This is a genomic window from Streptomyces sp. NBC_00090, from assembly GCF_045160815.1.
Taxonomy (GTDB): Bacteria; Actinomycetota; Actinomycetes; order Streptomycetales; family Streptomycetaceae; genus Streptomyces.
Genome location: NZ_CP108224.1, coordinates 1,899,134 through 1,919,823, shown reverse-complemented (window position 1 = coordinate 1,919,823; position 20,690 = coordinate 1,899,134). Strand labels below are relative to the sequence as shown.

Below are 20,690 nucleotides of genomic sequence, written 5' to 3'. Positions count from 1 at the left end.
GTATTACTCCTCGGATGCGTCATCGAGCCAGCCCATGGAGCGTTCCACGGCCTTGAGCCAGCTCTTGTACTCGCTGTCACGCTTGTCGGCGTCCATGCGAGGGGTCCATTCCGCGGCGCGGCGCCAGTTGGCGCGCAGCGAGTCGGTGTCCGGCCAGAAGCCGACGGCCAGGCCGGCGGCGTAGGCGGCACCGAGGCAGGTCGTCTCGGCGACCATCGGACGCACGACCGGCGCGTCCAGGAAGTCCGAGAGCGTCTGCATCAGCAGGTTGTTGGAGGTCATGCCGCCGTCGACCTTGAGCGCGGTCAGCTCGACGCCGGAGTCCTTCGTCATGGCGTCGGTGATCTCGCGGGTCTGCCAGGCGGTGGCCTCCAGGACGGCGCGGGCGATGTGCGCCTTGGTGACGTACCGGGTGAGGCCGGCGATCACCCCGCGCGCGTCGGAGCGCCAGTAGGGGGCGAACAGGCCGGAGAAGGCCGGCACGAAGTAGGCGCCGCCGTTGTCCTCGACCGAGGACGCGAGGGTCTCGATCTCGGCGGCGGACTTGATCAGGCCCATCTGGTCACGCATCCACTGCACCAGCGAACCGGTGACGGCGATCGAGCCCTCCAGGGCGTAGACCGGCTTCGCGTCACCGATCTGGTAGCCGACCGTGGTCAGCAGGCCGCTGTAGGAGTTGATGATCTTGTCGCCGGTGTTCATCAGCATGAACGTGCCGGTGCCGTACGTGGACTTGGCCTCGCCCTCGGCGAAGCAGGTCTGGCCGAAGAGGGCGGCCTGCTGGTCGCCGAGCGCGGAGGCGACCGGGACGCCGTCGAGGACGCCGCCCTTGACCGTGCCGTAGACCTCGGCGGAGGAGCGGATCTCCGGCAGCACGGCGGCCGGGATCTCCATGGACTGCAGGATCTTCTCGTCCCAGGCCATGGTGTGCAGGTTCATGAGCATGGTGCGCGAGGCGTTGGTGACGTCGGTGACGTGGTGACCGCCCTCGACGCCGCCGGTCAGGTTCCAGATGACCCAGGAGTCCATGGTGCCGAAGAGGATGTCGCCGCGCTCGGCGCGCTCGCGCAGGCCCTCGACGTTGTCGAGCAGCCAGCGGACCTTGGGGCCGGAGAAGTACGAGGCGAGCGGCAGGCCGGTCTCGCGGCGGAAGCGGTCCTGGCCGACGTTGCGGCCGAGCTCCTTGCAGAGGCCGTCGGTGCGGGTGTCCTGCCAGACGAGGGCGTTGTGGACGGGCTCACCGGTGTTCTTGTCCCACAGCAGCGTGGTCTCGCGCTGGTTGGTGATGCCGATGGCCTTGACGTCGGCGGAGGTGATGTTCGCCTTGCTGAGAGCGCCGGCCACGACCTCCTGGACGTTGGTCCAGATCTCGGCGGCGTCGTGCTCGACCCAGCCCGGCTTCGGGAAGATCTGCTCGTGCTCCTTCTGGTCGACCGAGACGATCCGGCCGTCCTTGTCGAAGACGATGCAGCGCGAGGAGGTGGTGCCCTGGTCGATGGCCGCGATGAAGGGGCCGGACGTGTGTGCGTCGGTCACGGTGTGCTCCAAGGGGGTCTGGAAGAAGGACGGCTCAGGCGAACGCGATGTTGTAGATACCCGCGGCGAGGGCGCCACCGATCAGCGGACCGGCGACCGGGATCCAGGCGTAGCTCCAGTCGGAGCCGCCCTTGTTCGGCAGCGGGAGCAGGGCGTGCACGATGCGCGGACCGAGGTCGCGGGCCGGGTTGATGGCGTAGCCGGTCGGACCGCCGAGCGAGAGGCCGATGGAGACCACGACGAAGGCGGTGATGAGCGCGCCTATGACGCCGAGGCCCTTGCCGCTGTCGTTGAGGCCCTGAGTGAGCACCGCGAGGACCAGCACGACGGTGCCGATGATCTCGGTGGCCAGGTTCTGCCAGGTGACCCGGATCTCGGGGCCGGTCGAGAAGATGCCGAGCACCGGGCCGGGGCCTTCGAGCGGCTTCTCGCCGACGGTCTCCGGGTCCGTGAGGTGGGCCTGGAACTGGCCGTAGTAGGCCACCCAGACCAGCGCCGCGCCGATCATCGCGCCGAGCATCTGGCCGGCGATGTAGACCGGGACGTTGCCCCACTCCCCGTCCTTGATGGCGATGCCGACCGTGACGGCGGGGTTCAGATGGGCGCCCGAGAGGGAAGCCGTCATGTAGACGGCCGTCATGACGGCGAAGCCCCACCCGAAGGTGATCGCGAGCCATCCCGCGCTGCGGGCCTTGGAGCTCTTGAGCGTGACGGCGGCACAGACACCGCCGCCGAGCAGGATGAGTACGGCGGTACCGATGGTCTCGCCGAGGAAGATGTCGGAGCTGGACACCCGCGACTCCTTTGTCCTTCGTCCAGGGGAAGGCGAACCCCGGGTCCCTCCGGTGGTCCGCGCCCTCGTGTGAGGGCGTTGCCGGCCCTTGGCACTGCCACACTCTAGCGTGTATTGCCGTTAGGTGTTCGACAATGCCGACCGGTGAACGGAAGTTTTGCCCCCGGGTTAACAGCACGTCAAGGGCCCGGGATGCGAAAAACCCGCCGATAACGGGATCGTTACCGGCGGGTTCGCTTGTACGGGTCGGTCGTACGGGGCAGCCGCACGAGTCAGTCAGGTCGGTCGTACGGGGCAGCCGCACGGGGCAGTCAGGTCAGTCGTACGGGTCAGTCGCGCGGGTTCGGTCGCACGGGTGGCGCCCGGCCGGGTCAGAAGCGGCCGGCCCCCAGATCCCGGGAGACCGCGCGGGCGCAGTCCCGTACCGCGGCCACCAGCTCGGGACGCAGCTCCCCGCCCGGGCAGAGCCGCTCCACCGCGCCCGTGACCGCCACCGCGCCCACCGGCATCCGGCGCCGGTCGTGGATCGGCGCCGCCACCGAGGCCACGCCCTCCCAGGTCTCCTCCACGTCCGCCGCCCAGCCCTTGGCCCGGGTCATGTCGAGCAGCGCCTCGAAGTCGCCCAGTTCGGTCGTCGTACGGGGTGTGAACGCCTCCCGCTCGACCTCCAGCCCCTCGCTGTGGGCCACCGGGTCGTAGGCGGAGAGGACCTTGCCGAGCGCCGTGGAGTGCAGCGGCTGCATGGCCCCCACCTCCAGGACCTGGCGGCTGTCGTCCGGCCGGAAGACGTGGTGCACGATCAGTACGCCCCGCTGGTGCAGCACCCCCAGGTGCACGCTCTCGCCGCTGGACCGCGCGAGGTCGTCCGTCCAGACCAGGGCCCGGGCGCGGAGCTCGTGCACGTCCAGATAGCTGTTGCCGAGCCGTAGCAGCTCCGCCCCCAGCTGGTAGCGGCCCGAGGTCGCCTCCTGCTCCACGAAGCCCTCCGCCTGGAGGGTGCGCAGGATCCCGTGCGCCGTGCCCTTGGCGAGGCCCAGCGAGGACGCGATGTCGGACAGGCCGAGCCGGCGCTCGCCGCCCGCGAGCAGTCGCAGCATCGCCGCCGCCCGTTCAAGCGACTGGATGTTCTTCGCCATCGCCCGACCCTTCTCCCTCTTACGTTGTTCGACAATGCTGAACACTATCGGTCGATGCCGACCTTGCGTCACCTAGGACAGTGTCGGTCAAGAACGGGCCGGACCGGGAGTCCCCGCACACAGGATGCCGTCCGGCCCGTGGGACGCCGTGTCCACCCCGGGCCGAGCGCGGTTACGCTGGCCCCGTGCACCCTCCGCCGAAGGTGCAAAGCCGACAGCCGTCGCATTCCAGGGAGCTCATCCATGGCCTCGTTGCCGACCCCTTCCGCTGACAGCCGGACCCGCGCCGCCGCCCTCCGCGAGGCGCTCGCCGACCGTGTCGTCGTCGCCGACGGTGCCATGGGCACCATGCTCCAGGCCCAGGACCCCACCCTTGAGGACTTCCAGAACCTCGAGGGCTGCAACGAGATCCTGAACGTGACCCGGCCCGACATCGTCCGCTCGGTCCACGAGGCCTACTTCGAGGTCGGCGTCGACTGCGTCGAGACCAACACCTTCGGCTCCAACCACTCGGCCGCCGGCGAGTACGACATCGCGGACCGGATCTTCGAGCTCTCCGAGTCGGGCGCCCGGATCGCCCGCGAGGTCGCCGACGAGTTCGCGGCCAGGGACGGCCGCCAGCGTTGGGTGCTGGGCTCCATCGGCCCCGGCACCAAGCTGCCGTCGCTCGGTCACATCGCGTACGACGTCCTGCGCGACGGCTACCAGCAGAACGCCGAGGGCCTGCTGGCCGGTGGCGCGGACGCCCTGATCGTGGAGACGACCCAGGACCTGCTGCAGACCAAGTCGAGCCTGATCGGCGCGCGCCGCGCGATGGAGGCCCTGGGCCTCGACGTCCCGCTGATCTGTTCGCTCGCCTTCGAGACCACGGGCGTCATGCTGCTCGGCTCGGAGATCGGCGCGGCCCTGACCGCGCTCGAGCCGCTGGGCATCGACATGATCGGCCTGAACTGCTCGACGGGCCCGGCCGAGATGAGCGAGCACCTGCGCTACCTCGCCCGCCACTCGCGCACGCCGCTGATGTGCATGCCGAACGCGGGCCTGCCGGTGCTGACCAAGGACGGCGCGTACTTCCCGCTGACTCCGCCCGAGATGGCCGACGCGCAGGAGAACTTCGTCCGCGACTACGGCCTGTCCCTGGTCGGCGGCTGCTGCGGCTCGACGCCCGAGCACCTGCGCCAGGTCGTCGAGCGGGTCCACGGCATCACGCCCCCCGAGCGCACCCCGCACCCCGAGCCCGGCGCCGCCTCGCTCTACCAGACCGTGCCGTTCCGGCAGGACACGGCGTACCTGGCGATCGGTGAGCGGACGAACGCGAACGGGTCGAAGAAGTTCCGTGAGGCCATGCTGGAGGGCCGCTGGGACGACTGCGTCGAGATGGCGCGGGACCAGATCCGCGAGGGCGCGCACATGCTCGACCTGTGTGTGGACTACGTGGGCCGTGACGGTGTCGCGGACATGAGGGAGCTGGCGGGTCGTTTCGCGACGGCGTCGACTCTGCCGATCGTGCTGGACTCGACCGAGGTCGACGTCCTGCGGGCGGGTCTGGAGAAGCTCGGTGGCCGGGCGGTGATCAACTCCGTGAACTACGAGGACGGGGACGGTCCGGAGTCGCGGTTCGCGAAGGTCACGCGATTGGCGCAGGAGCACGGTGCGGCGTTGATCGCTCTGACGATCGACGAGGAGGGGCAGGCGCGGACGGTCGAGAACAAGGTGGCGATCGCCGAGCGGCTCATCGAGGACCTGACCGGGAACTGGGGGATCCACGAGTCGGACATCCTCATCGACGCGTTGACGTTCACGATCTGCACGGGTCAGGAGGAGTCGCGTAAGGACGGGATCGCGACGATCGAGGCGATCCGGGAGCTGAAGCGGCGCCGCCCGGCGGTGCAGACGACGCTGGGTCTTTCGAACATCTCCTTCGGTCTGAACCCGGCGGCGCGGATCCTGCTGAACTCGGTGTTCCTCGACGAGTGTGTGAAGGCGGGTCTGGACTCGGCGATCGTGCACGCGTCGAAGATCCTGCCGATCGCCCGTTTCGACGACGAGCAGGTCACCACGGCGCTGGATCTGATCTACGACCGGCGCGCGGAGGGCTATGACCCGCTGCAGAAGCTGATGGCCCTGTTCGAGGGTGTCAACACCAAGTCGATGAAGGCGGGCAAGACCGAGGAGCTCCTCGCGCTGCCGCTGGACGAGCGGCTCAAGCGCCGGATCGTCGACGGCGAGAAGAACGGCCTGGAGGCGGACCTCGACGAGGCCCTGACCTCCCGGCCCGCCCTGGAGATCGTCAACGACGTCCTCCTCGACGGCATGAAGACCGTGGGCGAGCTCTTCGGCTCCGGCCAGATGCAGCTGCCGTTCGTGCTCCAGTCCGCCGAGGTCATGAAGACCGCGGTGGCCTATCTGGAGCCGCACATGGAGAAGACCGACGCCGACGGCAAGGGCACGATCGTCCTCGCCACCGTACGCGGCGACGTCCACGACATCGGCAAGAACCTCGTCGACATCATCCTGTCCAACAACGGCTACAACGTCGTCAACATCGGCATCAAGCAGCCGGTCTCGGCGATCCTGGAGGCCGCGGAGGAGCACCGGGCCGACGTCATCGGCATGTCGGGTCTCCTGGTGAAGTCCACCGTGATCATGAAGGAGAACCTCCAGGAGCTGAACCAGCGCGAGCTGGCCGCCAAGTATCCGGTGATCCTCGGCGGCGCGGCCCTGACCCGCGCCTATGTCGAGCAGGACCTCCACGAGATCTACCAGGGCGAGGTCCGCTACGCGCGGGACGCCTTCGAGGGTCTGCGGCTGATGGACGCGCTGATCGCGGTCAAGCGGGGTGTGCCGGGTGCGGCGCTGCCGGAGCTGAAGCAGCGCCGGGTGGTGAAGCGCGAGGCCGCCGCTCTCCAGGTCGAGGAGGCCGAGCCGGGTGGCCGTTCGGACGTGGCCGTCGACAATCCGGTGCCGGTTCCGCCGTTCTGGGGGACGCGGGTCGTCAAGGGCATCCCGTTGAAGGAGTACGCGTCCTGGCTCGACGAGGGCGCCCTCTTCAAGGGGCAGTGGGGCCTGAAGCAGAACCGGGCCGGCGACGGGCCCTCGTACGAGGAGCTGGTGGAGAGCGAGGGCCGGCCGCGGCTGCGGGGCTGGCTGGAGCGTCTGCACACGGACAACCTGCTGGAGGCGGCCGTCGTCCACGGCTACTTCCCCTGTGTCTCCAAGGGCGATGATCTGGTCATCCTGGACGAGGCGGGCAACGAGCGGACCCGGTTCACCTTCCCGCGCCAGCGACGGGGCCGGCGTCTGTGCCTGGCGGACTACTTCCGCCCGGAGGAGTCCGGCGAGGTCGATGTCGTCGGTCTGCAGGTCGTCACGGTCGGCTCGAAGATCGGTGAGGCGACGGCCGAGCTGTTCGCGTCGGACTCCTACCGCGACTACCTGGAGCTGCACGGTCTGTCCGTGCAGCTGGCGGAGGCCCTGGCGGAGTACTGGCACGCGCGGGTGCGTGCGGAGCTGGGCTTCGGCGGCGAGGACCCGGCCGCGGTCGAGGACATGTTCGCGCTGAAGTACCGGGGCGCGCGTTTCTCGCTGGGCTACGGGGCCTGCCCGGACCTGGAGGACCGGGCGAAGATCGCGGACCTGCTGCGGCCGGAGCGGATCGGCGTGCACCTCTCGGAGGAGTTCCAGCTCCACCCCGAACAGTCCACCGACGCCATCGTGATCCACCACCCCGAAGCCACCTACTTCAACGCACGGTGACGTCCCGGTGACCGACCCCGCAGGGGCCCGCCGCGGCCGCCTCCGTAGGGGCCGCCTCGGCCGCCTCCGCAGGGGCACCGCGGCCGCCACGGCGTAAATCTCGTCGTCTTCGCTGAGCGAGACGTACACTTGTCGGTCCAGTGCAGGCCGGTCTTCCTCCCCGTACCGGGGAGGGGGGCCGGCCTTCTCGTCCCTCCATGGAAGGTGTGCCGGATGACCAGTACGGTCCCCGCGTCCCTGTTCCGTACGAACGGAAGCTCCGCGCTGCAGGCGGTCTTCCTCGACATGGACGGGACCCTCGTCGACACGGAGGGGTTCTGGTGGGACGCCGAGGTCGAGGTCTTCGCCGACCTCGGGCACCGGCTCGACGAGGCATGGAAGGACATCGTCGTCGGCGGTCCGATGACCCGCAGCGCGGGCTACCTCATCGAGTCCACCGGTGCCGACATCACCCTCGACGAGCTGACCGTCCTGCTCAACGAGAAGTTCGAGCAGCGCATCGAGCGGGGCGTGCCCTTCATGCCCGGCGCCGAGCGACTCCTGGCCGAGCTGGCCCGGCACTCCATCCCCACCGCCCTGGTCTCCGCCTCGCACCGGCGGATCATCGACCGGATCCTCGCCTCGCTCGGCCACGACCGCTTCACCCTCACCGTCGCGGGCGACGAGGTCGTCCGTACGAAGCCGCACCCCGAGCCGTATCTGACGGCCGCCCGGGGCGTGGGAGCCGATCCCGCGCTCTGTGCCGTCATCGAGGACACGGCGACCGGCGTGGCGGCCGCCGAGGCAGCGGGCTGCCGGGTCGTCGCGGTGCCCTCCGTCGCCCCGATCGCGCCTTCCCCGGGCCGGGTCGTCGTGCGCTCCCTGGAAGAGGTCGACGTGCCCTTCCTGCGTACCCTGATCACCGGCATCTGAGCTTCGTCTGAGCTTTCCCCCAGCTGAATGCGCTTTCGCGCGCGGAAATCACCCGGGCCATTCACCGATAAAGCCTCTACGTGACCTTCGTCACCCAGAGTGCCCGACGGTGGGTGGCCCGGTCGTGTGGGGCGCCCGAAATCTGCCGGTTTCGCCGATCCCATGTGTCCCGGTTCGGTGGACCCCGTCCGCATCGTGGTGACGCATGACTATCGAGCACCCCGTATTCATGATCACCCTGCGATTACCCCCGCGCCCGTCCGCGGTCCGGCAATAGCGGCGCCGCCGACTAATCTTTCGCGAGTACTTCGCCGCATAACCGCGTGCACCGGCGCACACCCAAGTCGCCGCGAACACAGGACCGATCGCAACACCCGGCCCGATCGCTCCCGCCCCGACCGGGCGGCCGGCGGCGGAGTGTCCCAGACCGCTGCATCCAAGGCCGGATGAGGAGAACGTCCCTGATGAACCGCAAGACCCTGGTGCTGCCCGCCGCGGCCGTACTGCTGGCCCCCCTGCTCGCCGCCTGTGGTGGAGCCGAGGACGGCAGAGCCATCGTCGTCGGCACCACGGACCAGTTCATCGCGACCGAGGACGCCCCCGCCCCCCTCGACCCGGCCTTCGCCTACGACACCGGCACCTGGAACATCCTGCGGCAGACCGTCCAGACCCTGCTGCACGTGCCCCGCGGCGGCGGCGAGCCCGTCCCCGAGGCCGCCCAGACCTGCGGCTTCTCCGACAAGGCCAGCGAGAGCTACCGCTGCAAGCTCCGCTCCGGCCTCACCTTCGCCGACGGCACGCCGGTCACCGCCGAGGACGTCAAGTACTCCATCGAGCGCGTCCTGAAGATCAAGTCGGACAACGGAACGGCCGCGCTCCTCGCCAACATCGACACCGTCGAGACCAAGGGTGCCGACGAGGTCGTCTTCCACCTGAAGACCCCCGACGCCACCTTCCCGTACAAGCTCTCCACCCCGGTCGCCGGCATCCTCAGCAAGGACAAGTACGCCGCCGGGGAGCTCCGCACCGGCTTCGACGTCGACGGGTCCGGCCCGTACACCATGAAGGTCGAGCGCGAGGGCGACAAGGCCGCCCGCTTCGTCTTCACCAGGAACCCGAAGTACAAGGGCGACATCGTCCCGCGCAACGAGAAGGTCGAGCTGCGCGCCTTCGCCGACGCCGGCGCCATGGGCAAGGCCCTCGAGGGCGACGACATCGACATGATGGCCCGCTCCCTGTCGCAGAAGCAGATCAAGGACCTCACCGAGACCCCCAAGGACGGCATCCGCGTCACCGAGGTCCCCGGCCTGGAGATCCGCTACCTCGCCTTCAACACCAAGGACCCCTCCGTCGAGGAGAAGGCCGTCCGCCAGGCGATGGCCGCCGTCGTCGACCGGGGCGCCCTCGTCAACCTCGTCTACGGCCCCACCGCCGAGCCGCTCTACTCGCTGATCCCCTCCAGCATCACCGGCCACGCGACCCCCTTCTTCGACGAGTACGGCGAGCCCGACCCCGCCCGCGCCGCGAAGATCCTCAAGGGCGCCGGCGTCAAGACCCCGGTCAAGGTGACCCTGAACTACACCACCGACCACTACGGCGCCGAGACCGCCCAGGAGTTCGAGGCGATCAAGAAGCAGCTCGTCGCCAGCGAACTCTTCGACGCCACCGTCCGCGGCGCCGAGTGGTCCACCTTCCGCCCCGCCCAGAAGCGCGGCGACTACGCCGTCTACGGCCTCGGCTGGTTCCCCGACTACCCGGACCCCGACAACTACATCGCCCCCTTCCTCGACAGCGACAACTTCCTCAACACCCCGTACGTCAACAAGGTCGTCCGCGACCAGCTCATCCCGCGGTCGCGCCGCCAGGCCGACCGCACCGCCGCGAGCCCCGTCTTCGCGCAGATCCAGAAGATCGTCGCCCAGGACGTACCCGTCCTGCCTCTGTGGCAGGGCAAGCAGTACGTCGCCGCGCGCGACGACCTCACAGGAGTCGAGTACGCGCTCAACACCTCCTCGGACCTGCTGCTCTGGGAACTGGGCCGCGGCACCGCATAACCCCCCTCGGCTGGATCGGTTACACCGGCCGCGCACCAGCGCGCGGCCGGCCTGGCAAGAGATCAAGAGGCAAGTTCTGTGAAGGCACACACGAAGTGGCTGACGGCCCCGCTCGCCGCGGGGCTGTCCGCCGCCCTCCTCGGCGGCTGCGGCACCGAGCAGGGCGGAGGCTCCGGATCCGGCGACGGCATACGCGTCGGCATGTCCGACGAGATCCTCGCCACCGACCCGGCGGCCGGCTACGACCCCGGCTCCTGGCTGCTGTTCAACAACGTCTTCCAGTCCCTGCTGGCCTTCCCCAAGGGCGGCTCCGCACCCGAGCCCGAGGCCGCCGACGAGTGCGCCTTCTCCGCGGGCAGCAAGGTCTACACCTGCACCCTCCGGGACGGCCTCACCTTCTCCAACGGCAACCCGCTCACCTCCGAGGACGTCAAGTTCTCCTTCGAGCGCGCCCTCAAGATCGCCGACCCCTCCGGTCCCGCGCCGCTGCTCTCCACGATCGACACCATCGAGACCCCCGACGAGCGCACCGTCGTCTTCCGTCTCAAGGTCCCGGACGCCACCTTCCCCAGCAAGATCGCCTCCGGCGCCGGCTCCATCGTCGACCACCGCGAGTACCCCGCCGACGCCCTGCGCACCGACGGCAAGGCCACCGGCTCCGGCCCGTACAAGCTGGACTCCTTCAGCGAGACCGAGGCCACCTTCTCCGCCAACTCCGGCTACCGGGGCAACGCCAAGTCCAAGAACGGCGGAATCACCCTCAAGCTCTACAGCGGCGACCGCGCGGCCCTCTCCAAGGCCCTCACCGACGGCGACGTCGACATCGCCTACCGAGGCCTCTCCGCCGGCGACATCGCCGCCCTCGAAGCCTCGGACACGACCGACGACAAGGGCATCGAGGTCATCCAGGGCAGCAGCGCCGAGGTCCAGCACCTCGTCTTCAACATGAAGGACCCCGTCGTCGGCAAGCTCGGCGTCCGCCGGGCCATCGCCCACCTCGTCAACCGCGAGGCCCTCGTCGAGAACGTCTACAAGTCGACGGCCACGCCGCTCTACTCGATCGTCCCGGCCGGTGTCGCCGGTCACAACACCGCCTTCTACGACACCTACGGGACCCCCGACGAGGCGAAGGCGAAGAAGGCCCTGCGGGATGCGGACATCACCGGCAAGGTGAAGCTCACCCTCTGGTCCACCCCCAGCCGCTACGGCCCGGCCACCGACGAGGAGCTCAAGGCCATCGCCGGTCAGCTCAACGCCAGCGGGCTCTTCCAGGCCGACGTCAAGTCCGTCGCCTACGACCAGTACGAGAAGGACATCGCCGCCGGCAAGTACGGCGTCTACGTCAAGGGCTGGGTCCCCGACTACCCCGACGCCGACAACTTCACCGCGCCGTTCTTCGGTGAGGGCAACGTCCTCGGCAACCACTACGAGAACAACACCATCACCGGCAGCATCCTCCCGAAGACCGCCGCGACCGCCGACCGCGCCGGCACCGTCGACGAGTACGGGCAGCTCCAGGACCTCGTCGCCGACGAACTCCCGGTCCTCCCGCTCTGGCAGGGCAAGCAGTACGCGGTCGCCCGCGACGACGTCACCGGTCTCGAGTGGACCCTCGACTCCTCCACCGTCTTCCGCTTCTGGGAGCTGAAGAAGGGCTGACACGGCCCCGGTGAAGGCTCACGGAGCCACGTGAACGGCGGAGGGGCCCGGCGCGCGACACGCGCACCGGGCCCCTCCGCCGTATCCGCAGGACCGGCTACTGATTGCCGCCGGGCCGCACCAGACCGCTCTCGTACGCGTACACCGCGGCCTGCACCCGGTCCCGCAGGCCCAGCTTCGTCAGCACGTGGCCCACGTGCGTCTTCACCGTCGTCTCGCTGACGAACAGATCCGCCGCGATCTCCGCGTTCGACAGCCCCCGGGCCACCAGCTTCAGCACCTCGACCTCACGATCGGTCAAGGTGTTCAGCGTGTCCGGCACCTGCTCCTCGCCCGTCGGCAGATGCGCCGAGTACTTGTCGAGCAGCCGGCGCGTGATCGACGGCGCCAGCATCGCCTCGCCCGCCGCGACCACACGGATCGCCTGCACCAGCTCGTTCGCCGGGGCGTCCTTGAGCAGGAAGCCGCTCGCCCCCGCCCGCAGCGCCTCCACCACGTACTCGTCCAGATCGAACGTGGTCAGCACCAGCACCTTCGCCGGACCGTCCCGGCCCGGCCCGGTGATCTGCCGGGTCGCCTCCACACCGTCCATCCGCGGCATCCGGATGTCCATCAGCACCACGTCCGGCTGCAGCGCGCGCACCTGCTCCTGCGCCTGGAGACCGTCACCGGCCTCACCCACCACCGCGATGTCCTGCTCCGCCTCCAGAATCATCCGGAAGCCGGTGCGCAGCAGCGGCTGATCGTCGACCAGGAGGACGCGGATCGTCACAAGGGCTCCTTCACGGGGCGGGGCTGAGCTCAAGCGGTCGGGCTGAACTCACGAGATCGGGCTGAGCCCAGAGGATCGGGCTCGGCCCGGGGGATCGGGCTGATGTCACGGTGCGGGCGGCGCCGGGTCCATTCTGCCCTGCCCGGATTCGCCCGACTCCGGCGGGCGCGCGGAGACGATCTTCAGCGGATACACCGGGGGAGTCCCGCCGAACTCCGGACAGACCGACTGATGGTCGCACCAGCCGCACAGCTTCGTCGGCCGCGGCCGCCAGTCACCCGTCTCCGTCGCCAGCCGGATCGCCTCCCACAGCGCGAGGAGCTTCCGCTCCACCCGCAGCAGGTCCGCCTCCACCGGGTCGTACGTCAGCACGTCACCGCTGCCCAGGTAGACCAGCTGCAGCCGTCGCGGGATCACCCGCTTCAGCCGCCAGACCACCAGCGCGTAGAACGTCATCTGGAACAGCGCGCCCTCGCGGTACTCCGGCCGCGGCGCCTTGCCCGTCTTGTAGTCGACGATCCGCACGTCACCCGAGGGCGTCACGTCGATCCGGTCGATCACCCCGCGCAGCCGCAGCCCCGAATCGAGCTCCGTCTCCACGAACAACTCGCGCTCGGCCGGTTCGAGACGCGTCGGATCCTCCAGCGTGAACCACCGCTCGACCAGCCGCTCCGCCTCGCCCAGCCAGCCCGCGAGGCGCTCCCCCTCCGGGTCCTCCGCGAACAGCTCGCCCAGCTCCGGCTTGGACTCCAGGAGCCGCTCCCACTGCCCCGGGACCATCGACTTCGCCCGCGGCGCCGTCCGCTCCACCGCCACGTCGTCGAAGAGCCGCTCCAGCACGGCGTGCACCAGCGTGCCCCGCGTCGCCGCCGGACTCGGCTTCTCGGGCAGCCGGTCGATCACCCGGAACCGGTACAGCAGCGGACACTGCATGAAATCGCTCGCCCGCGACGGCGACAACGACATGGGCGCCCGGGGCTCCGCCGGCACCTGCTCGCTCGTACTCATGACTCAGACCCTACGACCCGCCACCGACAGCGAGCGGAATACCATCGACCTGGGACCCCGTCGCACTGCATGATCGAACCGTGACGTAACGACGTGGGTCACACCTCGCGACGAAAGGAACCCGTGAACCAGGACGAGCCCAAGCCGCAGCGGACCGAGGAGCCCGGCGGCGGGATCCTCATGGGCCGCCCCTTCGGCGTGCCCGTCTACGTCGCACCCAGCTGGTTCCTGGTCGCCGCCCTCATCACCTGGGTCTTCGGCGACCAGATCGAGCGGGTCCTGCCCGAGCTCGGCGCCGCCCGCTACCTCGTCTCCCTCTTCTTCGCCGTCGCCTTCTACGCCTCCGTGCTCGTCCACGAACTGGCCCACACGATCGCCGCGCTCCGGTTCAAACTCCCCGTGCGCCGCATCCAGCTCCAGTTCTTCGGCGGCGTCTCCGAGATCGAGAAGGAGACCGAGACCCCCGGCCGCGAATTCGTCCTCGCCTTCGTCGGCCCGCTCTTCTCCCTCGTCCTCGCCGGCCTGTTCTACCTCTCCCTGTACGCCGTCGAGCCCGGCACCGTCCCCGGCGTCCTCCTCGCAGGCCTGATGATCTCCAACCTGATCGTCGCCGCCTTCAACCTCCTCCCGGGCCTGCCCCTCGACGGCGGCCGCATGCTCCGCGCCGTCGTGTGGAAGATCACCGGCAAGCCCATGAGCGGCACCATCGCCGCCGCCTGGGTCGGCCGCGCCCTCGCCGTCCTCGTCCTCGTCGGCCTGCCGCTGCTCACCCGCACCGGCCTCCTCGGCAACGCCACCGACGACATCAGCGGCCTCGACACCGTCACGGACGCCCTGCTCGCCGCCATCCTCGCCGCCATCATCTGGACCGGCGCCGGCAACAGCCTCCGCATGGCCCGCCTCCGCGAGCACCTCCCCGAGCTCCGCGCCCGCGCCCTCACCCGCCGCGCCATCCCCGTCGAACCCACCACCCCGCTCTCCGAGGCCCTCCGCCGCGCCAACGAGGCCGGCGCCCGCGCCCTCGTGGTCGTCGACGGCGGCGGCGACCCCACCGGCATCGTCCGCGAGGCCGCCATCGCCGCCGTCCCCCAGCACCGCCGCCCCTGGGTCGCCGTCAGCACCCTCGCGCAGGACCTCGCCGACGGCATGCGCGTCCCCGCCGAGCTCGCCGGCCAGCCCCTCCTCGACCACCTCCGCACCAGCCCCGCCACGGAGTACCTGGTCGTCGAGGAGACCGGGGAGATCTACGGCGTCCTCGCCACCACCGACGTCGAGCGCGCCTTCGTCAGGGCCATGGCACGACCGTCTTCGTAACCCCGGTACTCTGTTCACATGTCCGAACCGACCGGTGCCGCCCGCCGACGCGGGCCCTTCAAGGTCGGGGACCAGGTTCAGCTGACCGACCCCAAGGGCCGTCACTACACGTTCACGCTCGAAGAGGGAAAGAACTTCCACACCCACAAGGGTTCTTTCCCGCACGACGAACTGATCGGCGCCCCCGAGGGCAGCGTTGTCCGCACCACCGGAAACGTCGCCTACCTCGCGCTGCGCCCCCTGCTCCCCGACTACGTCCTGTCCATGCCCCGCGGCGCCGCCGTGGTCTACCCGAAGGACGCGGGGCAGATCCTCGCCTTCGCCGACATCTTCCCCGGCGCACGCGTCGTCGAGGCGGGTGTGGGCTCCGGCTCGCTCAGCAGCTTCCTGCTCCGCGCCATCGGCGACAGCGGCATGCTGCACTCCTACGAGCGCCGCGAGGACTTCGCCGAGATCGCGAAGGGCAACGTCGAGCGTTACTTCGGCGGCCCCCACCCGGCCTGGCAGCTGACCGTGGGCGACCTCCAGGACAACCTGTCCGACACCGACGTGGACCGCGTCATCCTGGACATGCTCGCTCCCTGGGAGTGCCTGGAGGCCGTCTCCAAGGCCCTCGTCCCCGGCGGCATCCTCTGCTGCTACGTGGCGACCACCACCCAGCTCGCGCGCACCGTGGAGTCCATCCGCGAGTTCGGCTGCTACGCCGAGCCGCAGCCCTGGGAATCCATGATCCGCAACTGGCACGTCGAGGGCCTCGCCGTCCGGCCCGATCACCGCATGATCGGCCACACCGGCTTCCTCGTCACCGCCCGCCGCCTCGCGGACGGCGTCGAGCCCCCGATGCGCCGCCGCCGCCCCGCCAAGGGTGCCTACGGCGAGGACTACGAAGGCCCCAACAAGGGCTGACGTCCCGACACCCGCAGCACGCCGCCGCCGAGTTCCCGCCCACGGGAGGGAACTCGACGGCGGCGTCCTCATGTTCGGGCCGCCGCCGGGGCGGATCCGCGCCGGAGACCGGACGGACGCCGACCCCGGCTGTTCCGTCCCCCTGTGACGTATGGCACGATGCCGGAAACCCTCCGCACCGCCCCCACAGGAGACGTCTCGCGTGCAGCCCTCCGCCGCCCCGGAACCCGCGGATCTGCCTGACCTCGCGCACACCCGCGCCCGCCCGGCGCACTGGCTGGCCACCGCCACCGCGACCGCCGCGGTCGTCGCCCTCGCCGGACTGCTCCAGCCCGGCCCCGCCGGAGCCACCGCCGCCCCCGAGGCCCCGCGTCCCGCGCCCGCTCCGGAGGCCGCCGACGCCGACTACCCCCTGGAGTGCGGGGGAGGCCCCCACAAGATCGCGAAGCGGGTCTCCGGCGACCTCGACGGGGACGGAAACCCGGAGACCGTTGCGGTCGTGCACTGCGAAGCGGGCGCCGGCACCCCGCCGGGCGGCATCTACGTCCTCACCCGCGGCAAGGGCACGGGCGCCCCCGCGCGCGTGGTGGCCACGCTCGTCGCACCGGACGAGCACAGGAACGTCACCGGGCTCGCCGTCCGCGACGGAGCGGTGCACGCCACGCTGCTCGGCTACTCGTCACCCGACGTACCCACCTGCTGCCCGGACGAGAAGGAGCAGGTCAGTTGGGTGTGGCAGGGCGGCGCCTTCGTCCGCGCCACCCGCGCCGAGGCATTCAGCGCCTGACCGTCACTCCGCGTCGGGGCCGTACACCTCGACCTTGTCCGTGACCCGGCGTACGTGGATGCAGTCGCCCGGGCACTCCTTGGCGGAGTCCACCACGTCCTGGAGCAGGGGCAGCGGCACCGGCGTGGTCGCCCCGCTGTCCTGGAGGAGCTCGTCGTCGGCGCTCTTCACATAAGCGAGCCCGTCGATGTCCAGCTCGAAGACCTCGGGAGCGTACTGCGCGCAGATCCCGTCCCCGGTGCACAGGTCCTGGTCGATCCAGACCTCCAGCGCCTCCTCGGCGCCCGTGGGCGGGGCATCGTTCTGCACGGTCATATCTCCTGCCATTTCTGCTTCGCGCGGGTAAGTCGGGCCACCTCTGACGGGTGTTGACCCATGACGACGATACAACCGCCCGCTTTCAGACGGTGAAGGGTGGGTATTCCCCTGGCGAGAGGGGAACCGCAAGGGTGAAGATCGGACACAGCCCAGAGTCTTTTTGATCTAGGGGTTTCAATCACCACCCACGCAGGTAGGGTCAGGAAGCGTCCAGCTCCCCTTGGAGGAGGTGAGGACCGTGGCAGCCCACGACGACGACATCAACCGCGGCATCCGGCCGGGGCGAGGGTCTGAAGACCCCGCCGGTCAGGTTGCCTATCTCGAGCAGGAAATCGCCGTCCTGCGCCGCAAGCTCGCCGACTCTCCGCGCCACACGAGGATTCTCGAAGAGCGGATCGTCGAGCTGCAGACCAACCTGGCCGGCGTGTCCGCGCAGAACGAAAGACTCGCGAACACGCTCCGTGAGGCCCGCGACCAGATCGTGGCCCTCAAGGAGGAAGTCGACCGGCTCGCACAGCCGCCGGCCGGCTTCGGTGTCTTCCTGCAGGCAAATGAGGACGGCACGTGCGACATCTTCACCGGGGGCCGCAAGCTCCGGGTGAATGTGAGCCCCAGCGTCGAGCTCGAGGAGCTCCGGCGCGGCCAGGAAGTCATGCTCAACGAAGCGCTCAACGTGGTCGAGGCCATGGAGTACGAGCGCGCCGGGGACATCGTCACCCTCAAGGAGATCCTCGAGGACGGCGAGCGCGCCCTGGTGGTCGGGCACACCGACGAGGAACGGGTGGTGAGGCTCGCCGAGCCTCTGCTGGACGTCACCATCCGCGCCGGCGACGCCCTGCTGCTCGACTCCAGGTCCGGCTACGTCTACGAGGTGGTCCCGAAGAGCGAGGTCGAGGAGCTCGTTCTCGAAGAGGTCCCGGACGTCGACTACGAGAAGATCGGCGGTCTGGGCAACCAGATCGAGCTGATCCGCGACGCGGTCGAGCTTCCGTACCTCTACCCGGACCTCTTCAAGGAGCACGAACTGCGGCCGCCCAAGGGCATCCTGCTCTACGGGCCGCCGGGCTGCGGCAAGACGCTGATCGCGAAGGCCGTGGCCAATTCGCTGGCCAAGAAGGTGGCCGAGGTGACCGGCCAGCCCGCGGGGAAGTCCTACTTCCTCAACATCAAGGGCCCCGAGCTCCTCAACAAGTACGTCGGCGAGACCGAGCGGCACATCCGCCTCGTCTTCCAACGTGCGAGGGAGAAGGCGAGCGAGGGCACCCCCGTCATCGTCTTCTTCGACGAGATGGAATCCCTCTTCCGCACCCGCGGATCCGGTGTCAGCTCGGACGTGGAGAACACCATCGTCCCCCAGCTGCTCGCCGAGATCGACGGTGTGGAAGGCCTGGAGAACGTCATCGTCATCGGCGCCTCCAACCGCGAGGACATGATCGACCCCGCGATCCTGCGGCCCGGCCGGCTCGACGTCAAGATCAAGATCGAGCGTCCGGACGCGGAGGCCGCGAAGGACATCTTCGCGAAGTACCTCACGGCCACCCTGCCGCTCCACTCGGACGACATCTCCGAGCACAGCGGATCCAAGGCGGCCGCCGCCCACGGCATGATCCAGTCCGTCGTCGAGCAGATGTACGCCGAATCCGAGGAGAACCGCTTCCTCGAAGTCACGTACGCCAACGGCGACAAGGAAGTCCTGTACTTCAAGGACTTCAACTCCGGCGCGATGATCCAGAACATCGTCGACCGGGCCAAGAAGATGGCCATCAAGGCCTTCCTCGACCACAACCAGAAGGGTATCCGGGTCTCCCACCTCCTCCAGGCCTGCGTGGACGAGTTCAAGGAGAACGAGGACCTGCCCAACACCACCAACCCCGACGACTGGGCCCGTATCTCCGGAAAGAAGGGCGAGCGGATCGTCTTCATCCGCACCCTTGTCACCGGAAAGCAGGGCGCGGACACGGGACGCTCCATCGACACGGTGGCCAACACCGGTCAGTACCTGTAAAACGCGACCGGCTGCGGATGTCCGGAAACCGGGCATCCGCAGCCGTCGCATTCCGTCCAGCATTTCTCCCGGCAGCACGGGAAATACCGCAAGTGATCTCCCCACCAGCGCGGAGCCGATCTAGGCTCTTCGGTAACGCCGAGTCGCGCACTGTGAGCGACGCCGGGCAAGGAGGGCCGCATGACCGTACGGCGAGTAATGGGCATCGAGACGGAGTACGGGATCTCCGTCCCGGGACACCCGAACGCCAATGCCATGCTCACCTCGTCCCAGATCGTCAACGCCTACGCGGCGGCGATGCACCGGGCGCGCCGCGCCCGCTGGGATTTCGAGGAGGAGAATCCGCTGCGGGACGCCCGCGGCTTCGACCTCGCCCGCGAGGCCGCAGACTCCACCCAGCTCACCGACGAGGACATCGGCCTCGCCAACGTGATCCTCACCAACGGGGCACGGCTCTACGTGGACCACGCCCACCCCGAGTACAGCTCGCCCGAGGTCACCAACCCGCGGGACGCCGTGCTCTGGGACAAGGCCGGCGAGCGGATCATGGCGGAGGCGGCCGTACGGGCCGCCCAGCTCCCCGGCGCCCAGCCGATCCACCTCTACAAGAACAACACCGACAACAAGGGCGCCTCCTACGGCACGCACGAGAACTACCTGATGAAGCGGGAGACCCCCTTCTCGGACATCGTGCGCCACCTGACCCCCTTCTTCGTCTCCCGCCAGGTCGTGACCGGGGCGGGCCGGGTCGGCATCGGTCAGGACGGACGGGAGCACGGCTTCCAGATCAGCCAGCGCGCCGACTACTTCGAGGTGGAGGTGGGGCTGGAGACCACCCTCAAGCGGCCCATCATCAACACCCGGGACGAGCCGCACGCGGACGCCGAGCGGTACCGCCGCCTGCACGTGATCATCGGCGACGCGAACCTCTCGGAGATCTCCACCTACCTCAAGCTGGGCACGACGGCCCTGGTCCTGTCGATGATCGAGGACGGGTTCATCACCGTGGACCTCGCCGTCGACCAGCCGGTCCGCACCCTCCACCAGGTCTCGCACGACCCGACCCTCCAGTACCTGGTCACGCTCCGCAGCGGCCGGACACTCACCGCGGTCCAGCTGCAGATGGAGTACTTCGAGCTGGCCAGGAAGTACGTCGAGGAGCGGTACGGCTCCGACGCCGACGAGCAGACGAAGGACGTCCTCACCCGTTGGGAGGACACCCTCAACCGGCTCGAGAGGGACCCGATGAGCCTGGCCGGCGAGCTCGACTGGATCGCCAAGCGGGAGCTCATGGAGGGCTACCGGCGCCGCGACGACCTGGACTGGGACGCGGCCCGCCTGCACCTGGTGGACCTCCAGTACGCGGACGTGCGCCCCGAGAAGGGCCTGTACAACCGTCTGGTGGCCCGCGGGCGCATGAAACGGCTCCTGGACGAGCCCGACGTGCAGCGGGCCGAGACGGCGCCTCCGGAGGACACCAGGGCCTATTTCCGCGGCCGCTGCCTGGAGCAGTACGCCGACGACGTCGCCGCGGCCTCCTGGGACTCGGTGATCTTCGACCTGCCGGGCAGGGACTCGCTCCAGCGCGTCCCCACCCTGGAGCCGCTCCGCGGCACAAAGGCCCACGTGAAGGCGCTCCTGGACCGCTGCCGCACGGCCGAGGAACTGGTGCGCGTGCTCTCCGGCGGCTGATCGGGTGCCCGGCACGGGCCTGAAATACCCCGGCACTGGGAA

15 protein-coding genes are annotated in these 20,690 nt (G+C 69.5%); 9 read left to right on the top strand and 6 right to left on the bottom strand.

Annotation, left to right across the window (positions count from 1 at the left end):
• Positions 1-3: 3 nt before the first annotated feature.
• The 3 genes from glpK to OG361_RS08390 form a co-directional block, all read right to left on the bottom strand.
• A complete protein-coding gene (gene glpK, locus OG361_RS08400; RefSeq protein ID WP_405852712.1) occupies positions 4-1,536 on the bottom strand; it encodes a glycerol kinase GlpK in 1,533 nt (510 codons plus the stop codon).
• Between the two features lie 34 nt (positions 1,537-1,570).
• Positions 1,571-2,329, bottom strand: coding sequence for an MIP/aquaporin family protein (locus tag OG361_RS08395; RefSeq protein ID WP_405852710.1), 759 nt, complete (start codon positions 2,327-2,329; stop codon positions 1,571-1,573).
• Between the two features lie 371 nt (positions 2,330-2,700).
• The gene (locus OG361_RS08390; RefSeq protein ID WP_405852709.1) at positions 2,701-3,465 is read right to left on the bottom strand and encodes an IclR family transcriptional regulator; all 765 of its coding nucleotides are present in this window, start codon (positions 3,463-3,465) and stop codon (positions 2,701-2,703) included.
• Between the two features lie 243 nt (positions 3,466-3,708).
• On the opposite strand from OG361_RS08390, the gene metH reads away from it, so the two are divergent.
• The 4 genes from metH (at position 3,709) to OG361_RS08370 (ending at position 11,846) form a co-directional block, all read left to right on the top strand.
• Positions 3,709-7,221, top strand: coding sequence for a methionine synthase (metH, locus tag OG361_RS08385; protein ID WP_405852708.1), 3,513 nt, complete (start codon positions 3,709-3,711; stop codon positions 7,219-7,221).
• A 213-nt stretch (positions 7,222-7,434) separates the two neighbouring features.
• Positions 7,435-8,133, top strand: coding sequence for an HAD family hydrolase (locus tag OG361_RS08380; protein WP_384574423.1), 699 nt, complete (start codon positions 7,435-7,437; stop codon positions 8,131-8,133).
• A gap of 464 nt (positions 8,134-8,597) precedes the next feature.
• The gene (locus OG361_RS08375) at positions 8,598-10,187 is read left to right on the top strand and encodes an ABC transporter substrate-binding protein (RefSeq protein ID WP_405852707.1); all 1,590 of its coding nucleotides are present in this window, start codon (positions 8,598-8,600) and stop codon (positions 10,185-10,187) included.
• 78 nt (positions 10,188-10,265) lie between these two features.
• A complete protein-coding gene (locus OG361_RS08370) occupies positions 10,266-11,846 on the top strand; it encodes an ABC transporter substrate-binding protein (RefSeq protein ID WP_405852706.1) in 1,581 nt (526 codons plus the stop codon).
• A 97-nt stretch (positions 11,847-11,943) separates the two neighbouring features.
• On the opposite strand, the gene OG361_RS08365 is transcribed toward OG361_RS08370, so the two are convergent.
• Both OG361_RS08365 and OG361_RS08360 read right to left on the bottom strand, forming a co-directional pair.
• On the bottom strand, positions 11,944-12,618 hold the full coding sequence (locus OG361_RS08365) for a response regulator (RefSeq protein WP_384574430.1): 675 nt from the start codon (positions 12,616-12,618) through the stop codon (positions 11,944-11,946).
• Between the two features lie 105 nt (positions 12,619-12,723).
• Complete coding sequence (locus tag OG361_RS08360) at positions 12,724-13,626, bottom strand: RecB family exonuclease (RefSeq protein WP_405852705.1); 903 nt, start codon at positions 13,624-13,626, stop codon at positions 12,724-12,726.
• 180 nt (positions 13,627-13,806) lie between these two features.
• Here OG361_RS08360 and OG361_RS08355 point away from each other — a divergent pair, with 180 nt between their 5' ends.
• From OG361_RS08355 to OG361_RS08345, 3 genes are all read left to right on the top strand, one after another.
• Complete coding sequence (locus OG361_RS08355; protein ID WP_405862149.1) at positions 13,807-14,940, top strand: site-2 protease family protein; 1,134 nt, start codon at positions 13,807-13,809, stop codon at positions 14,938-14,940.
• An 18-nt stretch (positions 14,941-14,958) separates the two neighbouring features.
• Positions 14,959-15,846, top strand: coding sequence for a tRNA (adenine-N1)-methyltransferase (locus OG361_RS08350; protein ID WP_015032448.1), 888 nt, complete (start codon positions 14,959-14,961; stop codon positions 15,844-15,846).
• 202 nt (positions 15,847-16,048) lie between these two features.
• The gene (locus OG361_RS08345) at positions 16,049-16,633 is read left to right on the top strand and encodes a hypothetical protein (RefSeq protein ID WP_405852704.1); all 585 of its coding nucleotides are present in this window, start codon (positions 16,049-16,051) and stop codon (positions 16,631-16,633) included.
• A gap of 3 nt (positions 16,634-16,636) precedes the next feature.
• Here the strand turns inward: OG361_RS08345 and OG361_RS08340 are convergent, their stop codons facing one another.
• Complete coding sequence (locus OG361_RS08340) at positions 16,637-16,948, bottom strand: ferredoxin (RefSeq protein WP_384574438.1); 312 nt, start codon at positions 16,946-16,948, stop codon at positions 16,637-16,639.
• A gap of 241 nt (positions 16,949-17,189) precedes the next feature.
• On the opposite strand from OG361_RS08340, the gene arc reads away from it, so the two are divergent.
• Together arc and dop are read left to right on the top strand one after the other, a co-directional pair.
• Positions 17,190-18,956, top strand: coding sequence for a proteasome ATPase (gene arc / locus OG361_RS08335; RefSeq protein ID WP_384574442.1), 1,767 nt, complete (start codon positions 17,190-17,192; stop codon positions 18,954-18,956).
• Between the two features lie 180 nt (positions 18,957-19,136).
• Positions 19,137-20,648: a depupylase/deamidase Dop gene (gene dop, locus OG361_RS08330; RefSeq protein ID WP_384574445.1), complete on the top strand. Its 1,512-nt coding sequence runs from the start codon at positions 19,137-19,139 to the stop codon at positions 20,646-20,648.
• Positions 20,649-20,690 lie beyond the last annotated feature (42 nt).